General features: G+C 55.0%; 15 protein-coding genes. All 15 read right to left on the bottom strand.

What is annotated here, in order from left to right; all coding sequences use genetic code 11:
* Positions 1-26: 26 nt before the first annotated feature.
* Positions 27-1247, bottom strand: coding sequence for a colanic acid biosynthesis glycosyltransferase WcaL (wcaL, locus tag CNE01S_RS13050; RefSeq protein WP_061276608.1), 1221 nt, complete (start codon positions 1245-1247; stop codon positions 27-29).
* Entirely contained in the window at positions 1244-2524 is a 1281-nt protein-coding gene (gene wcaK / locus CNE01S_RS13045) for a colanic acid biosynthesis pyruvyl transferase WcaK (protein ID WP_061276606.1), read from the bottom strand. The genes wcaL and wcaK overlap by 4 nt, the downstream gene beginning before the upstream one ends.
* A 58-nt stretch (positions 2525-2582) precedes the next feature.
* Positions 2583-4061: an MOP flippase family protein gene (locus tag CNE01S_RS13040; RefSeq protein ID WP_061276604.1), complete on the bottom strand. Its 1479-nt coding sequence runs from the start codon at positions 4059-4061 to the stop codon at positions 2583-2585.
* 12 nt (positions 4062-4073) lie between these two features.
* Positions 4074-5468, bottom strand: coding sequence for an undecaprenyl-phosphate glucose phosphotransferase (gene wcaJ / locus CNE01S_RS13035; protein WP_061276602.1), 1395 nt, complete (start codon positions 5466-5468; stop codon positions 4074-4076).
* A 245-nt stretch (positions 5469-5713) separates the two neighbouring features.
* Entirely contained in the window at positions 5714-7084 is a 1371-nt protein-coding gene (cpsG, locus tag CNE01S_RS13030) for a phosphomannomutase CpsG (RefSeq protein ID WP_061276600.1), read from the bottom strand.
* Positions 7085-7158: 74 nt separating this feature from the next.
* Positions 7159-8601: a mannose-1-phosphate guanyltransferase gene (gene cpsB, locus CNE01S_RS13025; RefSeq protein WP_061276598.1), complete on the bottom strand. Its 1443-nt coding sequence runs from the start codon at positions 8599-8601 to the stop codon at positions 7159-7161.
* A 16-nt stretch (positions 8602-8617) separates the two neighbouring features.
* The gene (wcaI, locus tag CNE01S_RS13020) at positions 8618-9838 is read right to left on the bottom strand and encodes a colanic acid biosynthesis fucosyltransferase WcaI (protein ID WP_061276596.1); all 1221 of its coding nucleotides are present in this window, start codon (positions 9836-9838) and stop codon (positions 8618-8620) included.
* Positions 9835-10314, bottom strand: a complete 480-nt coding sequence (locus tag CNE01S_RS13015; protein WP_061276594.1) for a GDP-mannose mannosyl hydrolase — start codon at positions 10312-10314, stop codon at positions 9835-9837. The genes wcaI and CNE01S_RS13015 overlap by 4 nt, the downstream gene beginning before the upstream one ends.
* Positions 10315-10316: 2 nt before the next feature.
* Entirely contained in the window at positions 10317-11282 is a 966-nt protein-coding gene (fcl, locus tag CNE01S_RS13010) for a GDP-L-fucose synthase (protein WP_061276592.1), read from the bottom strand.
* Positions 11283-11284: 2 nt separating this feature from the next.
* Positions 11285-12406 (bottom strand): GDP-mannose 4,6-dehydratase, encoded by a 1122-nt coding sequence (gmd, locus tag CNE01S_RS13005; RefSeq protein ID WP_061276590.1) that lies wholly within the window; start codon positions 12404-12406, stop codon positions 11285-11287.
* Positions 12407-12508: 102 nt separating this feature from the next.
* Positions 12509-13048: a colanic acid biosynthesis acetyltransferase WcaF gene (gene wcaF / locus CNE01S_RS13000; RefSeq protein ID WP_061276588.1), complete on the bottom strand. Its 540-nt coding sequence runs from the start codon at positions 13046-13048 to the stop codon at positions 12509-12511.
* A 17-nt stretch (positions 13049-13065) separates the two neighbouring features.
* Positions 13066-13818, bottom strand: coding sequence for a colanic acid biosynthesis glycosyltransferase WcaE (wcaE, locus tag CNE01S_RS12995; protein ID WP_061276586.1), 753 nt, complete (start codon positions 13816-13818; stop codon positions 13066-13068).
* Positions 13818-15050 carry a colanic acid polymerase WcaD gene (gene wcaD, locus CNE01S_RS12990; protein WP_061276584.1) on the bottom strand — a complete coding sequence of 411 codons (1233 nt, stop codon included), beginning with the start codon at positions 15048-15050 and terminating at the stop codon, positions 13818-13820. Before wcaD ends, wcaE begins: the two co-directional genes overlap by 1 nt.
* Complete coding sequence (locus CNE01S_RS12985) at positions 15025-16242, bottom strand: glycosyltransferase (RefSeq protein ID WP_061276582.1); 1218 nt, start codon at positions 16240-16242, stop codon at positions 15025-15027. The genes wcaD and CNE01S_RS12985 overlap by 26 nt, the downstream gene beginning before the upstream one ends.
* Positions 16239-16724: a colanic acid biosynthesis acetyltransferase WcaB gene (wcaB, locus tag CNE01S_RS12980; protein ID WP_061276580.1), complete on the bottom strand. Its 486-nt coding sequence runs from the start codon at positions 16722-16724 to the stop codon at positions 16239-16241. Before wcaB ends, CNE01S_RS12985 begins: the two co-directional genes overlap by 4 nt.
* Positions 16725-16726: the final 2 nt, after the last annotated feature.

Raw genomic sequence — 16726 nt, 5'->3', positions numbered from 1 at the left:
AAGTCCTCAGCATAAGATTCAATGAGTTATAGCGTCTGAAGCTGACGGGCAAGCTGCTGGTAGATAACCTGCTGATTAAACTGACTGGCGACTTTCTCTCTGGCCCGGTCCAGCATCAATTGCAGGTCGCTTTCTGATACGGAAGCGACGGCCTGTAGCGTGTCGGCAAGGGCAAACGCGTCCTTTTCCGGTACTAACCAACCCGATTCGTCAGCGTCGATAAGTTCAGGAATACCGCTATGCACGGTAGAGACTACGGGAATGCCAACCGCCATGGCCTCCATCAGCGCCACGGGTATGCCTTCCATGTCCCCATCCTCGCCGGTGACAGAAGGGAGCAAAAACAGGTCGGCCTGGTCCAGCATCGTTTTCACTTCATGGCTCGGCTTAAAACCCGGCATAAAGACTACGTCTTCCAGCTGCAGTTGCTCAATCAGCGTCCTCAGACGACGCTCCCAGGGGCCAATACCCAAGATGTTGTAGCGAAATGCCACGCCGCGCGCCTTGAGCAGGCGGCAGGCTTCAATGGCAAAATGTAACCCTTTTTTTTCCGTCAGACGCGCCACCGAGATAATCTCCAGCGGCGAGCCCGGCGTTTTCATGGGCCTTAAAGAAAACTTATCCATATCCACGCCCATCCGGGATACCGCAATTTTGCTCTCAGGACAGCCCATCTGCTTCAGACGGCTGGCCCAAAGGTTGCTGATGGGCAACATCAAATCCCCACGCTCAAACAGCTGCCTGTACTCCGGCGTATAGTGAGCCAGCGCATCCCGGTGCGAGATATCAATGCCGTGGAACACCGTGGCAATTTTGCCGTTGAGCACGCCAAGCTCCTTAAGCTTTGCGGCCGTAACACCTGCCGGACCAAAGTGAGCGATAAAAACATCGGCTTCTAGCGGCCTTTTCTGCTGGCCGCAAATTGAGGAGAGGATCAGATTTCGGGCTTCATCGCCGTACCTGGCACGACTCAAGGCTCGCCAGGTTCTACTCCGCAGGCCACCACGGAGCGTATTCAACGCACGGCTTTGCAGCTTGCCGACTTTACCTTCTGGTTCATCGAGCAACCAGACGGTTTTTTCCGAAAGTCCGTAGCTTTTAAACGCCGCATGGGTATTGGTCAGATCGCCTTTTTGCAGAGCAACAATCTCAACCTCGTAGCCCATGTCGATAAAAGCGGTGATCTGATTCAGCACGAAAGTCTCCGAAGCCAGCGGAAACTTCAGCAGGAAGAAACCAACCTTCATGTCCCCTCCTTGACTCGCTCAAGCACCGATTCCACCATTTTCATGCCGTTTGCGCGCTCGGCGCTCACCGCCGTCGCAAGCCGTGGGTTAATCGTCGGTAATTGCCCAAGCACATCAGCGACAACGCCCTGCAAAGAACCGTCCAGCAACTGGCGAATATCAATGGCCATTTCTGGCATCCCAAGCTGCTGCATGATGCCGGCAGATTTGTGCTCGTAGTTGATGGCGATAGCCGGCGTACCGAAGTTCATTGAAATAATGGCCGAATGAAGACGAGTCCCTACCGTGAGTTCGCAGGCGGCAAAAATCTTGCCCATTTCAAGGTCGTTAAGTTCGTCCATCACAACGTGATAATCGTCCGGCTGTTTAATGTACTGCCGGATATTGAGCGCCACCATGCGGTCATCTTTGTTATAGCTGTCAATGCCGGTGCAGGTGGAGAGCGCCAGCACCTGATAACCCTGTTCAATGGTGCGGTTCACCACTTCGGCAAAGGCCTTTTCGTAAGCTTCCTGGGTGGTGCCCAGCCGCTTATCAAACGGCGCCAGTTCGCGCAGCGTAATCGCCACGGTTTTCTTGCCCGCAATCACGCCAAGCCAGTGCTTAACCGCATAACCCGGCACAAAGTCCTCTTCATGCTGCGCCACCAGCCACGCCGTATCGACGCCTTGTTCAACCTTGCTGGTGTCGATTTGACTTTGTTTCATCAACTCGAGGCTCACGGTTTCGCGCAGAATAAGGGACTTAGCGTGCCCAAAGACGTAGTTCGCCAGTTGGTTAAACTGCGGATCCTGGAACGGACCAACGCTGTGCCCGACCATATAAACCGGTTTACGCGCCATAAAACTGCACAGCGCATGTTCAAACTGCGTGACGCCATAAAGATCGACAAAGAAAGATCCGCCCACCTGAATAATCGCGTCGTACTCCTGCAGGGATTTCACAAAATCAATGAACCCCTGCGGGATAGCGATATTACGCAGCCGACCGGTGTTGGTCGCTTTCGCCACCAGCACATGATGCTGATATCTCCGCCGCAGGACTTTTTTCACCCGCCCGACCAGACCGGCAGCGTTGTTGTGCTGTTTCATTTGCTTGTACAGCCCATCGCCCAGAACCGGACGCCCAAGCAGCCAGGCAGAACTCACCGGATAGCGACTCATCACATCGACATGAACGCTGTCATCAAGCGTGGTAATGGCATCAATCAATCCGCGCAAAATGGCGCTATCGCCGCGGTTGCCGCAAGTATGGTTGCCAAGAATAAGTAACTTCATATTGACCTCTAAATTTATGACGAAACGGGAAAAGCAGGTTTTTACCGCTTCGTTGTTCTTAGCCAGCGCGAAGCAACGCTTTCAAACGTTCGCTTCGGCAAAACTGCCGCTTCAGTTCAACAACCAGCGCATTGCGGGACAAAATAATCATCACAATAAAAGCCGCAGCCCCGGCCGCTACCTGCACGCCAAGCATGGCCGCCAGCGGCAGATGACCGTTCAGCGCCATGCCAAGCCCTGCGCTGACAATCAGCGTGGGGAGCGACAGATAAAAAGGCAGCCAGATGCTGAGGATGTATTCCCGGTAGCTGGAGCCCAGCACCGGCTTGATCATGATGAAATAGCTGAGGACGGTGTTAACCACCTGAACAAACAGAAAACCTAGCGTGACGCCGAGCGCCCCGCCTACCTGGCCGCCGACAATAATCGCCGGAATAAACAGGCAGGTTTTGAACACGTTGAACTTAAAGCTGATGTCCACGCGGGCCTTTGCCATCAGCAGCGAACCGATCGGGTTCCCGATGGAACGCAGCAGGCCAACAACACATAACAGCTGCAGGATAGGCGTGATGAACTGCCATTTTTCCCCAAACACCAGCGGGACGAAGTTATTGGAGACCACCATCAGCCCCAGCAGCGCCGGGAAGTTAATAATGCCCACAATCGACAGCAGCTTATAAAAATTCACCCGTAGCTTCGCGGTATCGTCCTGGATCTTGGCAAACGCGGGGAACAGCACGCGGGTGATGATCGGGTTGAGCTTCATCGGCGGCACGACGGCCACGTTATAAGCCAGGTTATAGCCACCGGCGACGCCGGCGCCGAGAATGCGCGCCAGCACCAGTGTGGAAAGGTTAGTGTTGACGTAGTTGATCACGCTGTCGGCGGTCAGCCAGGCACCAAACTTCAGGTTTGAATTCACCGACTTCAGGGAAAAATGGAAACCAGGGCGGTAAATCTTGCGCCCAAAGAAGCCAAACAGCGAGGTACGAACAACGGTATTCACCAGGTAACCGATGATGGCCGTGATGGCGAACGGGTAATACATTGCTGCCGCGACGGTCACGCTGAACCCCACCAGCACGGACACCGTCTCAATTGAGCCGATTTTCGAAAACTCCAGCTCCTTTTGCATCAGGGCGCGAAACTGCTGCCCGTGAGGAATAACGATAAAAGCAAAGGCCAGCGTTTTAATCAGCGGCGACAGATCCGGGTTATGCAGCACGCCTGCAATCACCCCACTCAGTAAAAACACCGCGATACACACCAGCACGCCCAGCCCGACATTCAGCCAGTAGAGCGTGGTCAGCTCCAGCTGGCTTATCTCTTTACGCTGAATAATCGAGTTGGCGATACCAAAATCAGACAGCGTGTCGGCCAGGGCGATGATCACCAGCGACACAGTCAGCAGGCCAAACTGGTGGTTATCGATGGTTCTGGCCAGAATCGTCATCTGTGCCAGCCCTAAACCAATAATGATCACCGTTGCAATCGCGGACCACTTTGCACCGCTGATGGTTTTTTCTCTCAGGCTCATGTTGGGTTCCGGTCAGTATGCCGCTTTGTTAACAAAGCCTTTGAAAACGGTCAGGAAAACGATCTTGATGTCGAACCACAGGCTCCATTCGCGAATGTATTCCAGGTCAAATTCGACGCGCTTCTCCATCTTGTCGAGCGTGTCCGTTTCCCCGCGCCAGCCGTTAATTTGCGCCCAGCCGGTGATGCCCGGTTTAACCTTGTGGCGCAGCATGTAGCCTTCGATTAATGCGCGATATTGCTCGTTATGGGCCACGGCATGGGGGCGAGGACCGACGATGGACATGCCGCCAAGCAGCACGTTGATAAACTGCGGCAGTTCGTCGAGAGAAGTGCGGCGCAGGAAACTTCCCACCGGCGTAATGCGCGAATCACCTTTCGTGGCCTGCACAACAACTGCGTCGTTTTCCATGACCTTCATGGAGCGGAATTTCCACACTTTGATTGGCTTGCCGTCCATGCCGTAGCGGGTCTGGCGGAAGATAACCGGCCCCGGCGAAGTCAGTTTCACCGCCAGGCTGATGCACAGCAGAACCGGGGAAATCAGCAGCAGAATAAAAGTGGACAGCACGATATCTTCCAGCCGTTTGAGCACGCTGTTAAAGCCGCTCAAAGGCGTTTCAAACAGCGGCACAACCGGCACGCCGTTGACCTCTTCGGTACGGGCATTAAGGATATTGAAGGTGAAAACATCGGGGATCAGCAGTACGGAGCAGGTGGTATCCGCCAGCTCGCTCACCAGTTTTTTAATTCGGGATTCGTGGCTCATCTCCATCGCAATGTAGACTTTATCTATCTGGCCGTTACGGGCATCGGTCACTAGCGTATTGAAGTTGCCAATGTAGCTAACCAGCGATCCCGCAGGCGGCTCGTCGTCATAAACCCCAAGTACGTTAAAGCCCAGCCACGGTTCATTCTTGAAGCTTTGCGCCAGCACCTGTCCGACGGGCAAAGAGCCGGCAATGGCAACGCGGCGCGTATTAAAGCCTTTGTTACGCAGCCAGCCTGCGGCAAAACGGATCCACGATCGGCAGATAACCATCCCCGCGCCGGTCAAACCGTACCAGGCCAGGTACACCCAGAAAGAACCATCAAAATCACTGTTAAAAGCCAGCAACCCAGCGCTGAAAACTATGCTCAGCGTCCAGTTCTGCAGCAGCAGGAAGAGCTCACTGGAGATTTTCACCCCACGCCATGAACGGTAAAAATCCGTCATCCCACCGATCATCTGAAATACAACGAGGGTTAATAAAGCCATCAGCAAATGCATGTAGAGAAAGGGCAAAGCATTAGCCTTGCAAACTATCCATAGCCCGGCAAACATGATGCTGATGTCAGAAAAACGTTGCACCATAGAGATCAACGATGCGTTGGTTTTTGGCAGCTCACGCTTTTTTAGATTTGTCATCGTTTTACCTTTGAAAGTTGTCGCATCGGTGTTTTCCCCCTCACCCCAACCCTCTCCCCAAGGGGGAGAGGGAGGAAATAACCTGGGCTTGGCTATTCCCTCTCCCCACATGGGAGAGCGGGTAATTACTGGAACCTTATCCCCTCGCCCTTCAGGAGAGAGTAGGAAGTTCTGGCTCCTGATTTTCCCCTCTCCCTTCCAGGGAGAGGGCCAGGGTGAGGGTTAAAACACACGGATGCGGCAGATTACTGGTTCAGCAAAGCCATAATTTCCTGCGTTCGCGCCTGCATCAGCGCCTCATCCCCGCGAGACTCCACGTTCAGGCGCACTACCGGCTCGGTATTAGAGCTGCGCAGGTTGAAGCGCCAGTCGCCAAACGCCATGCTGATGCCGTCCGTGTGGTCAATCTCTTCCGCGTGCGGGCCGAAATGCGCACGTACCCGCTCAATGGCCTCTGCCGGCGTTTCCAGCTTGCTGTTGATCTCCCCGCTGGCCGGCCACGCCGCCATGCGGTCCCGCACCAGTTCGCCCAGCGTTTTGCCCTTCAGGCAAAGCAGTTCGGTCACCAGTAGCCATGGGATCATCCCGCTGTCGCAGTAGGCAAAGTCGCGGAAGTAGTGGTGCGCGCTCATCTCGCCGCCGTAAATGGCGTCCTCTTCGCGCATGCGCTCTTTGATAAACGCATGCCCGGTTTTCGACATCACCGGTTTGCCCCCCGCACGCTCGACGATATCCACCGTGTTCCACGCCAGGCGCGGGTCGTGAATGATTTTCGCCCCGGGCTGTTTTTCGAGGAACGCCGCCGCCAGCAGGCCCACGATGTAGTAACCCTCGATAAATTGCCCTTTCTCGTCGAACAGGAAGCAGCGGTCAAAGTCACCGTCAAAGGCGATGCCCATATCTGCCCCGTGCTCAATCACCGCATGGCTTGTATCAGCGCGGCATTCCGGCAGCAGGGGGTTAGGGATCCCGTTCGGGAAATTGCCGTCCGGCGTGTTGTGCACCTTCACGAAGGTCAGCGGTACGTCAAGTGCTTTAAAACGGGCTTCGATGGCGTCGACAATCGGGCCCGCCGCGCCGTTGCCGGAGTTAACCACCAGCTTCAGCGGTTTGATGTGGCCGACGTTGATGTAGGAGAACAGATGGTCAAGGTAGGCTTCCACCACCGACACTCTCTGGTAGCTGCCGCGCGCCGCCTCATTCACCGGCGGGAAATCATTGGCTTCCGCCAGCCGCTGCACGTCCCGCAGGCCGGTGTCGCCGCTGATTGGGCGAGCGCCCTGACGCACCAGCTTCATGCCGTTGTAGTCCATCGGATTATGGCTGGCGGTCACTTCGATCCCGCCGTCCACGTTCAGGTGCCAGGTGGCAAAGTAAATCTCTTCGGTACCGGACAGGCCGATATCCAGCACGTCCACGCCCGCGTCCTGCAGGCCACGCGCCAGCGCCTGTTTCAGCGATTCGCTGGTCAGACGAACGTCGCCGCCGAGGACGATGGTTTTCGGCTTCAGGTACTCGCCGTAGGCGCGGCCGATGCGCCAGGCGATGTCTTCATTCAGTTCGTCGCCCAGGCGACCGCGGATGTCGTAGGCTTTAAAACAGGTCAGTTGCTGCATGATTTCGCTCCTTCGGGCAACAGTTACCCAACCCACGGGTTCTTGGCCCATGGAGTATGTTTTTTAGTCAGGAATTAAATGCGTCCGTAGCGGTCCTGGAAACGGACGATGTCGTCTTCTTCCAGATAGGTACCGGAGCGAACCTCAATCAGGTCGAGGGGGATTTTGCCGGGGTTTTCCAGGCAGTGAGTCACTCCGAGCGGAATATAGACCGACTCGTTTTCGCCCAGCAGCCTGACCTCATCCCCCAGCGTGACTTTGGCGGTGCCCGCCACCACAATCCAGTGCTCGGCGCGGTGATGGTGCATTTGCAGCGAAAGCCCCTCGCCCGGTTTAACGGTAATGCGCTTCACCTGGTAACGTTCACCGGCGTCGATGGAGTCATATTTCCCCCACGGGCGGTAAACTTCACGGTGGTTATGGTGCTCGTGGCGGCCGTCACCTTTAATACGCTCCACCACTTTCTTCACGTTCTGCACGTGGTCACGGTCGGCAATCAGCACCGCATCTTTGGTTTGCACCACGACAAGGTCTTTTACGCCAACGGTAGTCACCAGGCCTGATTCGGCATAGATGTAACTGTTTTCGGTTTCGTGACTGATGACGTCGCCGTGATGTACGTTCCCTTCCGGGCTCTTGGCGCTGATTTCCCACAGCGAAGACCACGAACCAACGTCGCTCCAGCCTGCATCCATCGGCACCACCACCGCATCGGCGGTTTTTTCCATTACCGCGTAGTCGATGGACTCATCCGGGCAATCCAGGAATGCCTGCTCGTCCACGCGAACAAAATCCAGATCCGGATCAACGCCCGCCATCGCTTTTTCACAGGCGGCCAGAATGTCGGGGCGGAACTTCGCCAACTCCTCCAGATAGCGTCCGGCACGGAACAGGAACATGCCGCTGTTCCAGTAGTATTCGCCGCTTGCAACATAGGCCTGCGCGGTAGAAAGGTCAGGTTTTTCGACGAACTGCGCCACGCCAAAGGCCAGCGCATCAACGCCGTTTTCCGGGTTAGACACGGCGCCACGGCGAATATAGCCGTAGCCCGTTTCCGGCAGGTCCGGAACGATACCGAAGGTCACCAGCTTGCCTGCTTCGGCATAAGGCATCGCGCAGCGCACCGCCTCCCGGAAAGCCTCTTCATTCTGGATAACGTGATCGGCGGCAAGGATCAGCATCAGCGGATCCTGCTGCGGCTGATTACGCAGCGCGGCCAGGGCGGCCAGCGCAATGGCGGGGGCCGTGTTGCGCCCGGCAGGTTCCAGCACGATATTTTCGGTCAGTTTATTTAGCTGGCGCAGCTGCTCGGCGACGATAAAGCGGTGTTCCTCATTGCAAATTACCACCGGACTTTCGCACTCTACCCCGTTCAGGCGATTGATGGTGGTTTGCAGCATGGTCAGATCCCCTTTCAGGCAGAGGAACTGCTTGGGGTACAGCACGCGGGACAGCGGCCAGAGGCGACTGCCGTTCCCGCCCGCCATGATCACCGGATAGAGTTGTGACTGACTCATCATTTATCCCCGTCTTTTATGAAGAAATAGCAGCAATAAATTGGCTTAACACGTTCTCTTTTTCGAGCGTGCGTTCGGCATATTCACGTGCCGTCGTGTTGTTTTGTGGCAGCTGCAGGCAGCGTTCAATGCCCGCCGCGAGCGCATCTGCGGACTCAGGCATTACGCAAACCGCAATCCCCGGATAAGCTTCGCAAAGCTGGCCCAGCTCGGTTTCCGGCTCGGCGGTAATCACCGCATTGCCGCCTACGGCCAGGATATTGGTCAGTTTTGAAGGCAGTACGGCGTCCGCTGCCCCGCGACGCTGGATGACCAGATGACAGTCGGCCAGGCCAAGCAGCGCCGGGAGCGCTTCGTAGGACTGTAGCGGGTGAAAAACCACATTGTTCAGCCCGTGAACATGCACCAGTTTTTCGAGCCTTTCTTTGCCGCCGCCCTGGCCAACAATCACAAACAGGTACGGGCTTTCAGAGAACCGGCCCGCCACTTCAATCACCGTTTCCAGGCCTTGTTTTTCACCGATGTTGCCGGAGTAGAGAATGATTTTTTTATCTTCCGGCAGGTTAAGTGCCTGGCGCACGGCCTGGATTTGCTCAGGATCAACATCACGGAAACGCGCCACTTCAGACCAGTTAGGGAAGAAAATCACCCGCTGTGGGTCGACGCCTTTCTCGGTGGCCTTATTCATCATTGAGCGAGAAATAGTTGAGACGTTATCGACGTTGTGCAGCCCGCTTTTTTCAAAGCGCTGAGCCAGACGAGCAATTTTTCCAGGCGTCTTCCCAGCCATACCCAAGCCGAGCATCGCGTCCACCTCATAGTCCTGAATGTGCAGCAACGTACGCGCCCCACTCAGTTTTGCCAGCAGGCGCATTCCCGGTACGCAAAACAGCGTCGGCACTACGCCAATCACGCGGTCTGGCTTCCAGCTACGTTGGGCCAGAAGCGGGAAAAATGAACTCAGCGCGAAGCTGCCTAAATGGATCAGGCGCTTCAGCGTCGAAGGCCGCTTCGGCACATACAGCGGGCAGCGCCAGACGGTCGCTTTCCCCTGCTCTTTTTTATATTTCCACGCCGAGTAGTCCGGGTGAACGCGCCAGACCGGATAATAAGGAGGCGCGGTGATCACCCGCACCTCATGGCCCCGGCTGGTCATCCACTCCACCATTTCACCGGTGTACTTGCCGATGCCGGTCAGCTCCGGTGAATAGTTAATGCCGTAGACCAGAATTTTCATAAGCCCGGTACCTTGCCTTTGCCCTGCCTGATGAAATAAGCGCGGCTGTTATCGTGCACGTCTTCCCGCTTGAGCAGCGCTTCCGGCGTCAGCCAGCAGTACGCTTTGTGCTGCTCGGCCGGCAGGTTCAGCTGCTTATCGTCCACCCGAAGGCGGAAGCCGAGCACCACGTAATGCGTCGTAAAATCTTTTCCGGAGAAGTTATCGCCGTAAAAATGCTGCCAGACGCCGTAAAACTCACCGTCTGCAAGGGTGAAGGCGGTACCCAGTTCCGCCTCCGTCAGGCGCATAAACGCATTAGCCAGGGTTTCATCCTTCTGCACGCGGCCGCCCGGCACAAACCAATAGCCCTTTGCAGGGCGATTGGTCCGCAAACCCAGCAGGAACTCACCCGCCTGGTTTTCGACGATAAGATCGATTGAGATAAGCGGGGTGGCGCTCACTACGGTGGCAAAATCTTCAGCGCTCAGAAACATGCTTACCCCCGGAACCGCTGCTGGTTTTCGAGGAACCACTGGTAGGTGCTGGCGAGACCAGCTTCCAAGGAAATCTCGTGATACCAGCCGAGGCGATGCAGGCGGGAAACGTCCAGCAGCTTACGCGGCGTGCCGTCAGGCTTAGTGGCGTCGAACACCACTCGCCCCCGGTAGCCGGTGACTTTCGCTAGCGTCTGCGCCAGCTCACGGATGGTGCAATCCACGCCGGTGCCGACATTAATGTGCGACAGCATCGGGTCGGTATTCTCCTGCCACACTTCCTGAGCCAGCTCCATCACGTGAATGCTGGCCGCGGCCATATCGTCCACGTGTAAAAACTCGCGCATCGGCGTGCCGCTGCCCCACACCACCACGTCCGGGGCATTCTCCTGCGTGGCTTCATGGAAACGGCGCAGCAGGGCCGGAATGACGTGGGAGTTGCTCGGATGGAAGTTGTCGTTCGGCCCGTACAGGTTAGTCGGCATTACCGAACGGTAATCCCGTCCGTATTGGCGATTGTAGGACTCGCACAGCTTGATACCGGCAATCTTGGCAATTGCATACGGCTCGTTCGTGGCTTCAAGCGTGCCCTGCAGCAGCTCGCTTTCGGCCATCGGCTGCTGCGCCATCTTCGGATAAATACAGGATGAGCCGAGGAACAACAGTTTGTTCACGCCGTGCGTGTGCGCGGCATGAATAATGTTGCTTTCGATCATCATGTTCTCGTAGATGAACTCCGCCGGGAACGTGTTATTGGCGACGATGCCGCCCACTTTTGCCGCCGCCAGGTAAACCTGATCGATTTTCTCACCGGCGAAAAAGGCATTCACCTCGCCGGTGTCCAGCAGGTTCAGCTCATCGCGCCCGCGCAGCACCAGCTCAACGTCATCGCGCTGCCCGAGCTGGCGGACGATGGCCGAGCCGACCATCCCACGGTGGCCGGCAACAAAGATACGTTTCTTATTCATACTCAGGACTCCAGCGCGATGGCGACCTCATAACCATGGGACTTCAGCAGGGAGTGTTTCTTCGCCGCTTCCAGGTCTTTGGCCACCATCTCGCCGACCATCTCCTGCAGGGTGATTTCCGGCTTCCAGCCCAGCGTTTCGTGCGCTTTGGTTGGATCGCCCAGCAGGGTTTCAACTTCCGCAGGACGGAAGTAACGCGGATCAACGGAGACGATAACGTCGCCTGGTTTCACGCCCGGTGCGTCGTGGCCCGTGACGGAAACCACAATGCCCTTCTCTTCCACGCCCTGGCCTTCAAAGCGCAGCTTGATGCCGAGCTGGGCGGCAGCCATTTCCACGAACTGACGCACGGAGTACTGCACGCCGGTGGCGATAACGAAGTCTTCCGGTTTTTCCTGCTGCAGCATCATCCACTGCATTTTCACGTAGTCTTTGGCGTGGCCCCAGTCGCGCAGGGAGCCCATGTTGCCGAGGTACAGGCATTTCTCCAGGCCCTGAGCAATGTTGGCAATAGCGCGGGTAATTTTACGGGTCACGAACGTCTCACCACGGCGTGGAGATTCGTGGTTGAACAGAATGCCGTTACAGGCGTACATGCCGTAGGATTCACGGTAGTTGACGGTGATCCAGTAGGCGTAAAGCTTGGCAACCGCATACGGGGAACGCGGGTAGAAAGGCGTGGTCTCTTTCTGTGGGATTTCCTGCACCAGGCCGTACAGCTCTGAGGTGGACGCCTGGTAGAAGCGGGTTTTCTTTTCGAGGCCCAGGAAGCGAATGGCTTCCAGCAGGCGCAGGGTGCCCATCGCATCCACGTCCGCGGTATATTCCGGTGACTCAAAGGAAACCGCTACGTGGCTCATCGCGCCCAGGTTGTAGACTTCGTCCGGTTGCACTTCAGACAAGATACGGGTCAGGTTGGAGGTGTCGGTCAGGTCGCCGTAGTGCAGATGGAATTTCGGGTTGCCCGCGTGAGGATCCTGATAAATGTGGTCCACGCGCTCGGTGTTAAAAGAAGAAGCGCGACGCTTGATACCGTGAACTTCATAGCCTTTTTCCAGCAGGAACTCCGCCAGGTAAGAGCCGTCTTGTCCGGTGACACCCGTAATGAGAGCTACTTTAGTCATGATAAATTATCCTCTGTGAACATTTTTATTGGCCCTTACCCCTCACTCCCTGTCTCTCCGCAGGAGAGATAACCGATAACAAACAGAGCAAGGGTGAAAGAATTACGCGCGGTCGCGTATTTTTACCGCCGGGTTCCCCCGGCAAACGGCATTCGCCGGTAATGATTTATAAACACTGCTCCGGGCTCCCACGACGCAGCCATTGCCTATCGTGACGCCAGGGGAAACAAACACATCCGTTGCCAGCCAGCATTTTTCGCCGATAACAATTGGTGACTGGGTAATATCAAAATGCTGGCTCATATAATCGTGACTGCCGGTGCACAAATAACATTTTTGCGACACCACGGAATTTGCGCCGATGGTAATTTCGCCGAGGGTATAAAGCACCGCGTCGTCGCCAACCCAGGCATAATCTCCGAGCGTTAACTTCCACGGATAGGTGACTTTCACCGACGGGCGAATAACAACTTTTTTGCCTACCTTCGCCCCAAACATGCGTAATAAAAAGGCACGCCACGGATATAAAACCTGCGGAGACCAGGCAAATAACGTGGCCTGTACCGCCCACCACAATTGCACTTTAATGCCGCTCGCGCCGCGAAATCCCCTCGGTACACTGAAGCCGCTTAAATCCTGCATAATATTTCCCGTGTGCTTTAGGTTTTGTTATAAAGCGCTTTGGCTTTGCCGGTTGTTTTTAACCGCAGTTGAAAAGAGAGTTCGGCAATGAAGCCCGGCACGCGTAAAATTTTACGCTGCACGTTTTTTGCATCCTGGCACAGCTCAACGTTATTAGAGGTAGAAACGCCACCCATTGAGAATTCAGACACCAGCCCTTTGATACGTTTGAAGGCATAGCCGCTTTTATACATTTTTGCCGCCAGCGCATAATCGGATGAGACTTTATATTGCAGATCGTAGGGATATTTTCGCAGGCCGGAGAGCGGGAAAAAGATCGCCTGATGGCTTGCCGGCAGGCTGTGATAGATATACCAGCCACGCTTAGCGCTGCGGCGAATTTTATTGCCGTCGCCAAAGTCCAGCAGCGCGTCGCCAATCACCATCGCATCATCACGCTCGCCTACGGCTGCCAGCTGATAAATCACCCCGGCAATCTCAGGGTGGAAAGCATCACCGGAGTTCAGAAAGAGCGCGTAGCGCCCCTGTGCCATAGCAATCCCTTTGTTCATCGCGTCGTAAATGCCGTTGTCTTTCTCGCTGACAAAGCGCAGGTTGTACTGCCCCTGCAGGCCGGCAAGAAACTCAGCCGTGCCGTCTGGAGAATTGCCGTCAACAACAATCCATTCAAACTCAATGTCTTTGGCCTGTGCCAAATACGCCAGTGATTGCCAGGTCTTCACTACCCCGTCATAGTTACGCCATGCGACTGTAATAATACTTAATAACATTATTGCGCACCTCCTGGCAGCGAACCCTTAATTGCTTTACGCAAAATAAATGGGCAAACAATTAAAAATGCATATTCCGGGCTAAAAATGGAACCCGTAAAGAACAAAGATACAGGCATAAACAACCAAAGCTGAACACGATAATTCTCATTATTGCCGAATGCATTACGCATCATTTTCATGACTCGCCACATATAGCCAGCGGTCATTAACACAGCAAACCATGAGAAATAAATAATCAGCAGATACAGTCCATTGTCCACGGTTTTCCCTACATCCGCACCGTTAAATATTCCGAATGATGCGACATATTCATAGAGAGAACCAAAACGTACTACACCATCAACGTTTGCCAGTGAATATCCGACCATCGCTAATGGACCAATAATACGGTAATACGATGATGACCCTTCCGTCCCCAAATCACCAACACGAGTAGCGATATAAGGGAAGGCAAATACCAAACCGATTAAAAAAACAGCCAGTGAAATAATCGCTAATGGCAACTTCTTTTTAATAGCACTTTTATTAAGGTATTGGAATGCCCACTCCAGCAGGTAGAACAAAATAAACGTCATTACCCCGGAGAAAGATCCTGACAGGATTATCCCTAAAAGAATCATAACATCAGTTTTCGGCGTTTTGATACCAAACTGTTTGATGCTGAGCCAAATTGAGATTAATGCCAGGGCGAAGAAAGCGGGTTCAAAATAGAGCGCCGTAGTACGCCGCCCGCCGAAGCTAATAAAATTGAGCACGTAACTGTTACTGTAAATGAGAAACTTCGAAATTTTCTCAATCAGGCTACTGCCGCCGGTCAGAATAATCTGAGCCATTTCCGCCGCCGCCAGCGCCACAATAATGCCCACTACGCCGTAGAAAAATCGTAATATTTTTCGGTGATTGCGCAGCGAAATAGTTTTAAAACGGCAGCTCCATGTCATTCCCAATATCAGCACAATATAGACAAACAGCATCATCGAGGTGACGTACTTTGCCGGATCGAGCGACTGACCGAAAATGTAGTTAAACGCCGTCAGCACCGCCCCCACGCCCAGTGCAATCATCAGTTTTTTAAGGTTGATGCGCTCGATATACAGAAACAAAATCGCCGGCAGGAAGGTCACGATGGTTATCGGGAAACTCTCCCCCAGAGAGGCAAGCTTAATGTTCACCACCAGATAGATGAACGGCAGCAGCAGATAGCTACAGACCCTGATAGAACGAGACATATTCCTCCAGCATCTGTTTACCACTGTAGGCCTGACGGCTGGCTGCGCGGAAGGTCGCTAAATCGGTGGCGAATACCTGTTCTGCCAGCTGCGCTTTTTTGAGCTGCACCAGCGCCAGAACCTGCTCGGGCGAGAAGGTCTTGCCGCCCACCTTGCGTAAAACTTCATCCGCGGCTTCACTGCTCGTCGCCAGCACCGGCACGCCGATAGACAGCGCCTCACACAGGATCAGCGGATAGTTATCCACGCGGGAACTGAACACCAGGCTGTCCATCGTGTTCAGCTCGCTCATCAGCGCGCGTTTATCGGTCATATAGCCGTGATTTACCACGTTAGCGCCTTCAAACGGCGAGAACTTGCCAAAGGTATGCAGCTCAATTTTGTCGCCCAGCGCCATCATTGCCTGAACCAGTTTCTGGTTGGTTTTGCCGTCATAGCGCAGATCGTGGGCCACAATGGCCACGCGGGGTTTCGCCGTCGCGACGCCGCTTTCAGGCAGCTCCGCCAGAATCGCCTCGGTGGCCACGTCGATACCGTTATTGATGATGCTGCAGCACCCGGCGCCATAGAGCTGATTAAAAGCCTCTGCGACGTGCTGGCTTGGGGAAATAAACTTGCAGCCCAGCGCCAACATCTCACGGAACAGCTGGCGTTTGCCCGCCACCTGCTGATGGGCTTTATCCACTTTGACCGGCGGATAATTATTCAGCGTAGGACATTTAGCGCAGCCTGTTTTCCAGCCTTCGCAGCCGTCCAGAAAGGCGCAGCGCCCGGTGATGCTCCAGTGGTCATGCAGCGTCCAGACAAAGGTGACATCCGGCTTGTGGGCCTTCACCCGCTGGCAAAACGACACCATTTCGTCCAGGTTCAACCAGTAGCTGTGCACCACGTGGAAGTGCAGCACAACCGGCTGCGGGCTGCGGGTGACCCGGCGGTAGAGTTTGTTCAGGTTGCCGAACGGATCGCGATTCAGGAAACGAAACAGCGCAATATTGGCGACGGACACCAGACGAGACGTGTGTTTTTCAACGTCGGGATAAATGTCGTGGCTGGCGCTTTTCTTGCCGCCCTTGCCGTAGCCGTAGATAAAACGTGAAGAGAGTCCGGCCAGGCGTGCACGCTGGTGAAGATCGAGCGCAACGCCCGCCGCACCGCCCTCTGCAAGGCGCACATTAAACTGCATGATGTTCATTGGATCACCTTCACCCGTGCTTTTTCCCCTACCACCAGCGCGTTGTCCGGCACGCTGTCCAGCACCACGCTGCCCGCGCCCACAGACACGTTATTGCCGAGAGTAATATCGCCCACGATGATCGCATTGGCCCCCAGCTCAACGCCGTTGCCAATCACCGGGCAGGCAAGACTGTTACCCCGGTTACCAATGGTGACGCCGTGGCGGATGGTGAAATCATCCCCGGCGACGACAAACTTATTGATAACCACCGCGTAGCCGTGATGAATAGTGAAACGGCGGCCAATGGTGGCCCCGGCCTGAATTTCATAGCCAAACAGGCATTCGGTAATAAATCGGTAGGCCAGCAGTACCGGCGCGGCCCAGAGATTATTAATGACGCTTTTCTTGCGCCACACCGAGCAGAAATGGGCGACACGGTAGGCCAGTACCATGCAGCACGGACGCAGGCTCCAGCTATTGGCACGAATATCTTCCAGCACGC

The sequence above is a fragment of the Cedecea neteri NBRC 105707 = ATCC 33855 genome (assembly GCF_001571265.1).
Classification (GTDB): domain Bacteria; phylum Pseudomonadota; class Gammaproteobacteria; order Enterobacterales; family Enterobacteriaceae; genus Cedecea; species Cedecea neteri.
The sequence above is the reverse complement of the archived record's forward strand: the minus strand, read 5'-3'. Positions and strand labels throughout refer to the sequence as shown.

Bases quoted from the DNA above. Each gene is read 5' to 3' on its own strand.
- CNE01S_RS13040 (WP_061276604.1), bottom strand. From the start codon at position 4,061: ATGAGCCTGAGAGAAAAAACCATCAGCGGTGCAAAGTGGTCCGCGATT.
- wcaI (WP_061276596.1), bottom strand. From the start codon at position 9,838: ATGAAAATTCTGGTCTACGGCATTAACTATTCACCGGAGCTGACCGGC.
- wcaD (WP_061276584.1), bottom strand. From the start codon at position 15,050: ATGTCTCGTTCTATCAGGGTCTGTAGCTATCTGCTGCTGCCGTTCATC.
- wcaF (WP_061276588.1), bottom strand. From the start codon at position 13,048: ATGCAGGATTTAAGCGGCTTCAGTGTACCGAGGGGATTTCGCGGCGCG.
- wcaE (WP_061276586.1), bottom strand. From the start codon at position 13,818: ATGTTATTAAGTATTATTACAGTCGCATGGCGTAACTATGACGGGGTA.
- cpsB (WP_061276598.1), bottom strand. From the start codon at position 8,601: ATGAGTCAGTCACAACTCTATCCGGTGATCATGGCGGGCGGGAACGGC.
- gmd (WP_061276590.1), bottom strand. From the start codon at position 12,406: ATGACTAAAGTAGCTCTCATTACGGGTGTCACCGGACAAGACGGCTCT.
- wcaJ (WP_061276602.1), bottom strand. From the start codon at position 5,468: ATGACAAATCTAAAAAAGCGTGAGCTGCCAAAAACCAACGCATCGTTG.
- CNE01S_RS13015 (WP_061276594.1), bottom strand. From the start codon at position 10,314: ATGTTTCTGAGCGCTGAAGATTTTGCCACCGTAGTGAGCGCCACCCCG.
- CNE01S_RS12985 (WP_061276582.1), bottom strand. From the start codon at position 16,242: ATGAACATCATGCAGTTTAATGTGCGCCTTGCAGAGGGCGGTGCGGCG.
- wcaL (WP_061276608.1), bottom strand. From the start codon at position 1,247: ATGAAGGTTGGTTTCTTCCTGCTGAAGTTTCCGCTGGCTTCGGAGACT.
- cpsG (WP_061276600.1), bottom strand. From the start codon at position 7,084: ATGCAGCAACTGACCTGTTTTAAAGCCTACGACATCCGCGGTCGCCTG.
- wcaK (WP_061276606.1), bottom strand. From the start codon at position 2,524: ATGAAGTTACTTATTCTTGGCAACCATACTTGCGGCAACCGCGGCGAT.
- fcl (WP_061276592.1), bottom strand. From the start codon at position 11,282: ATGAATAAGAAACGTATCTTTGTTGCCGGCCACCGTGGGATGGTCGGC.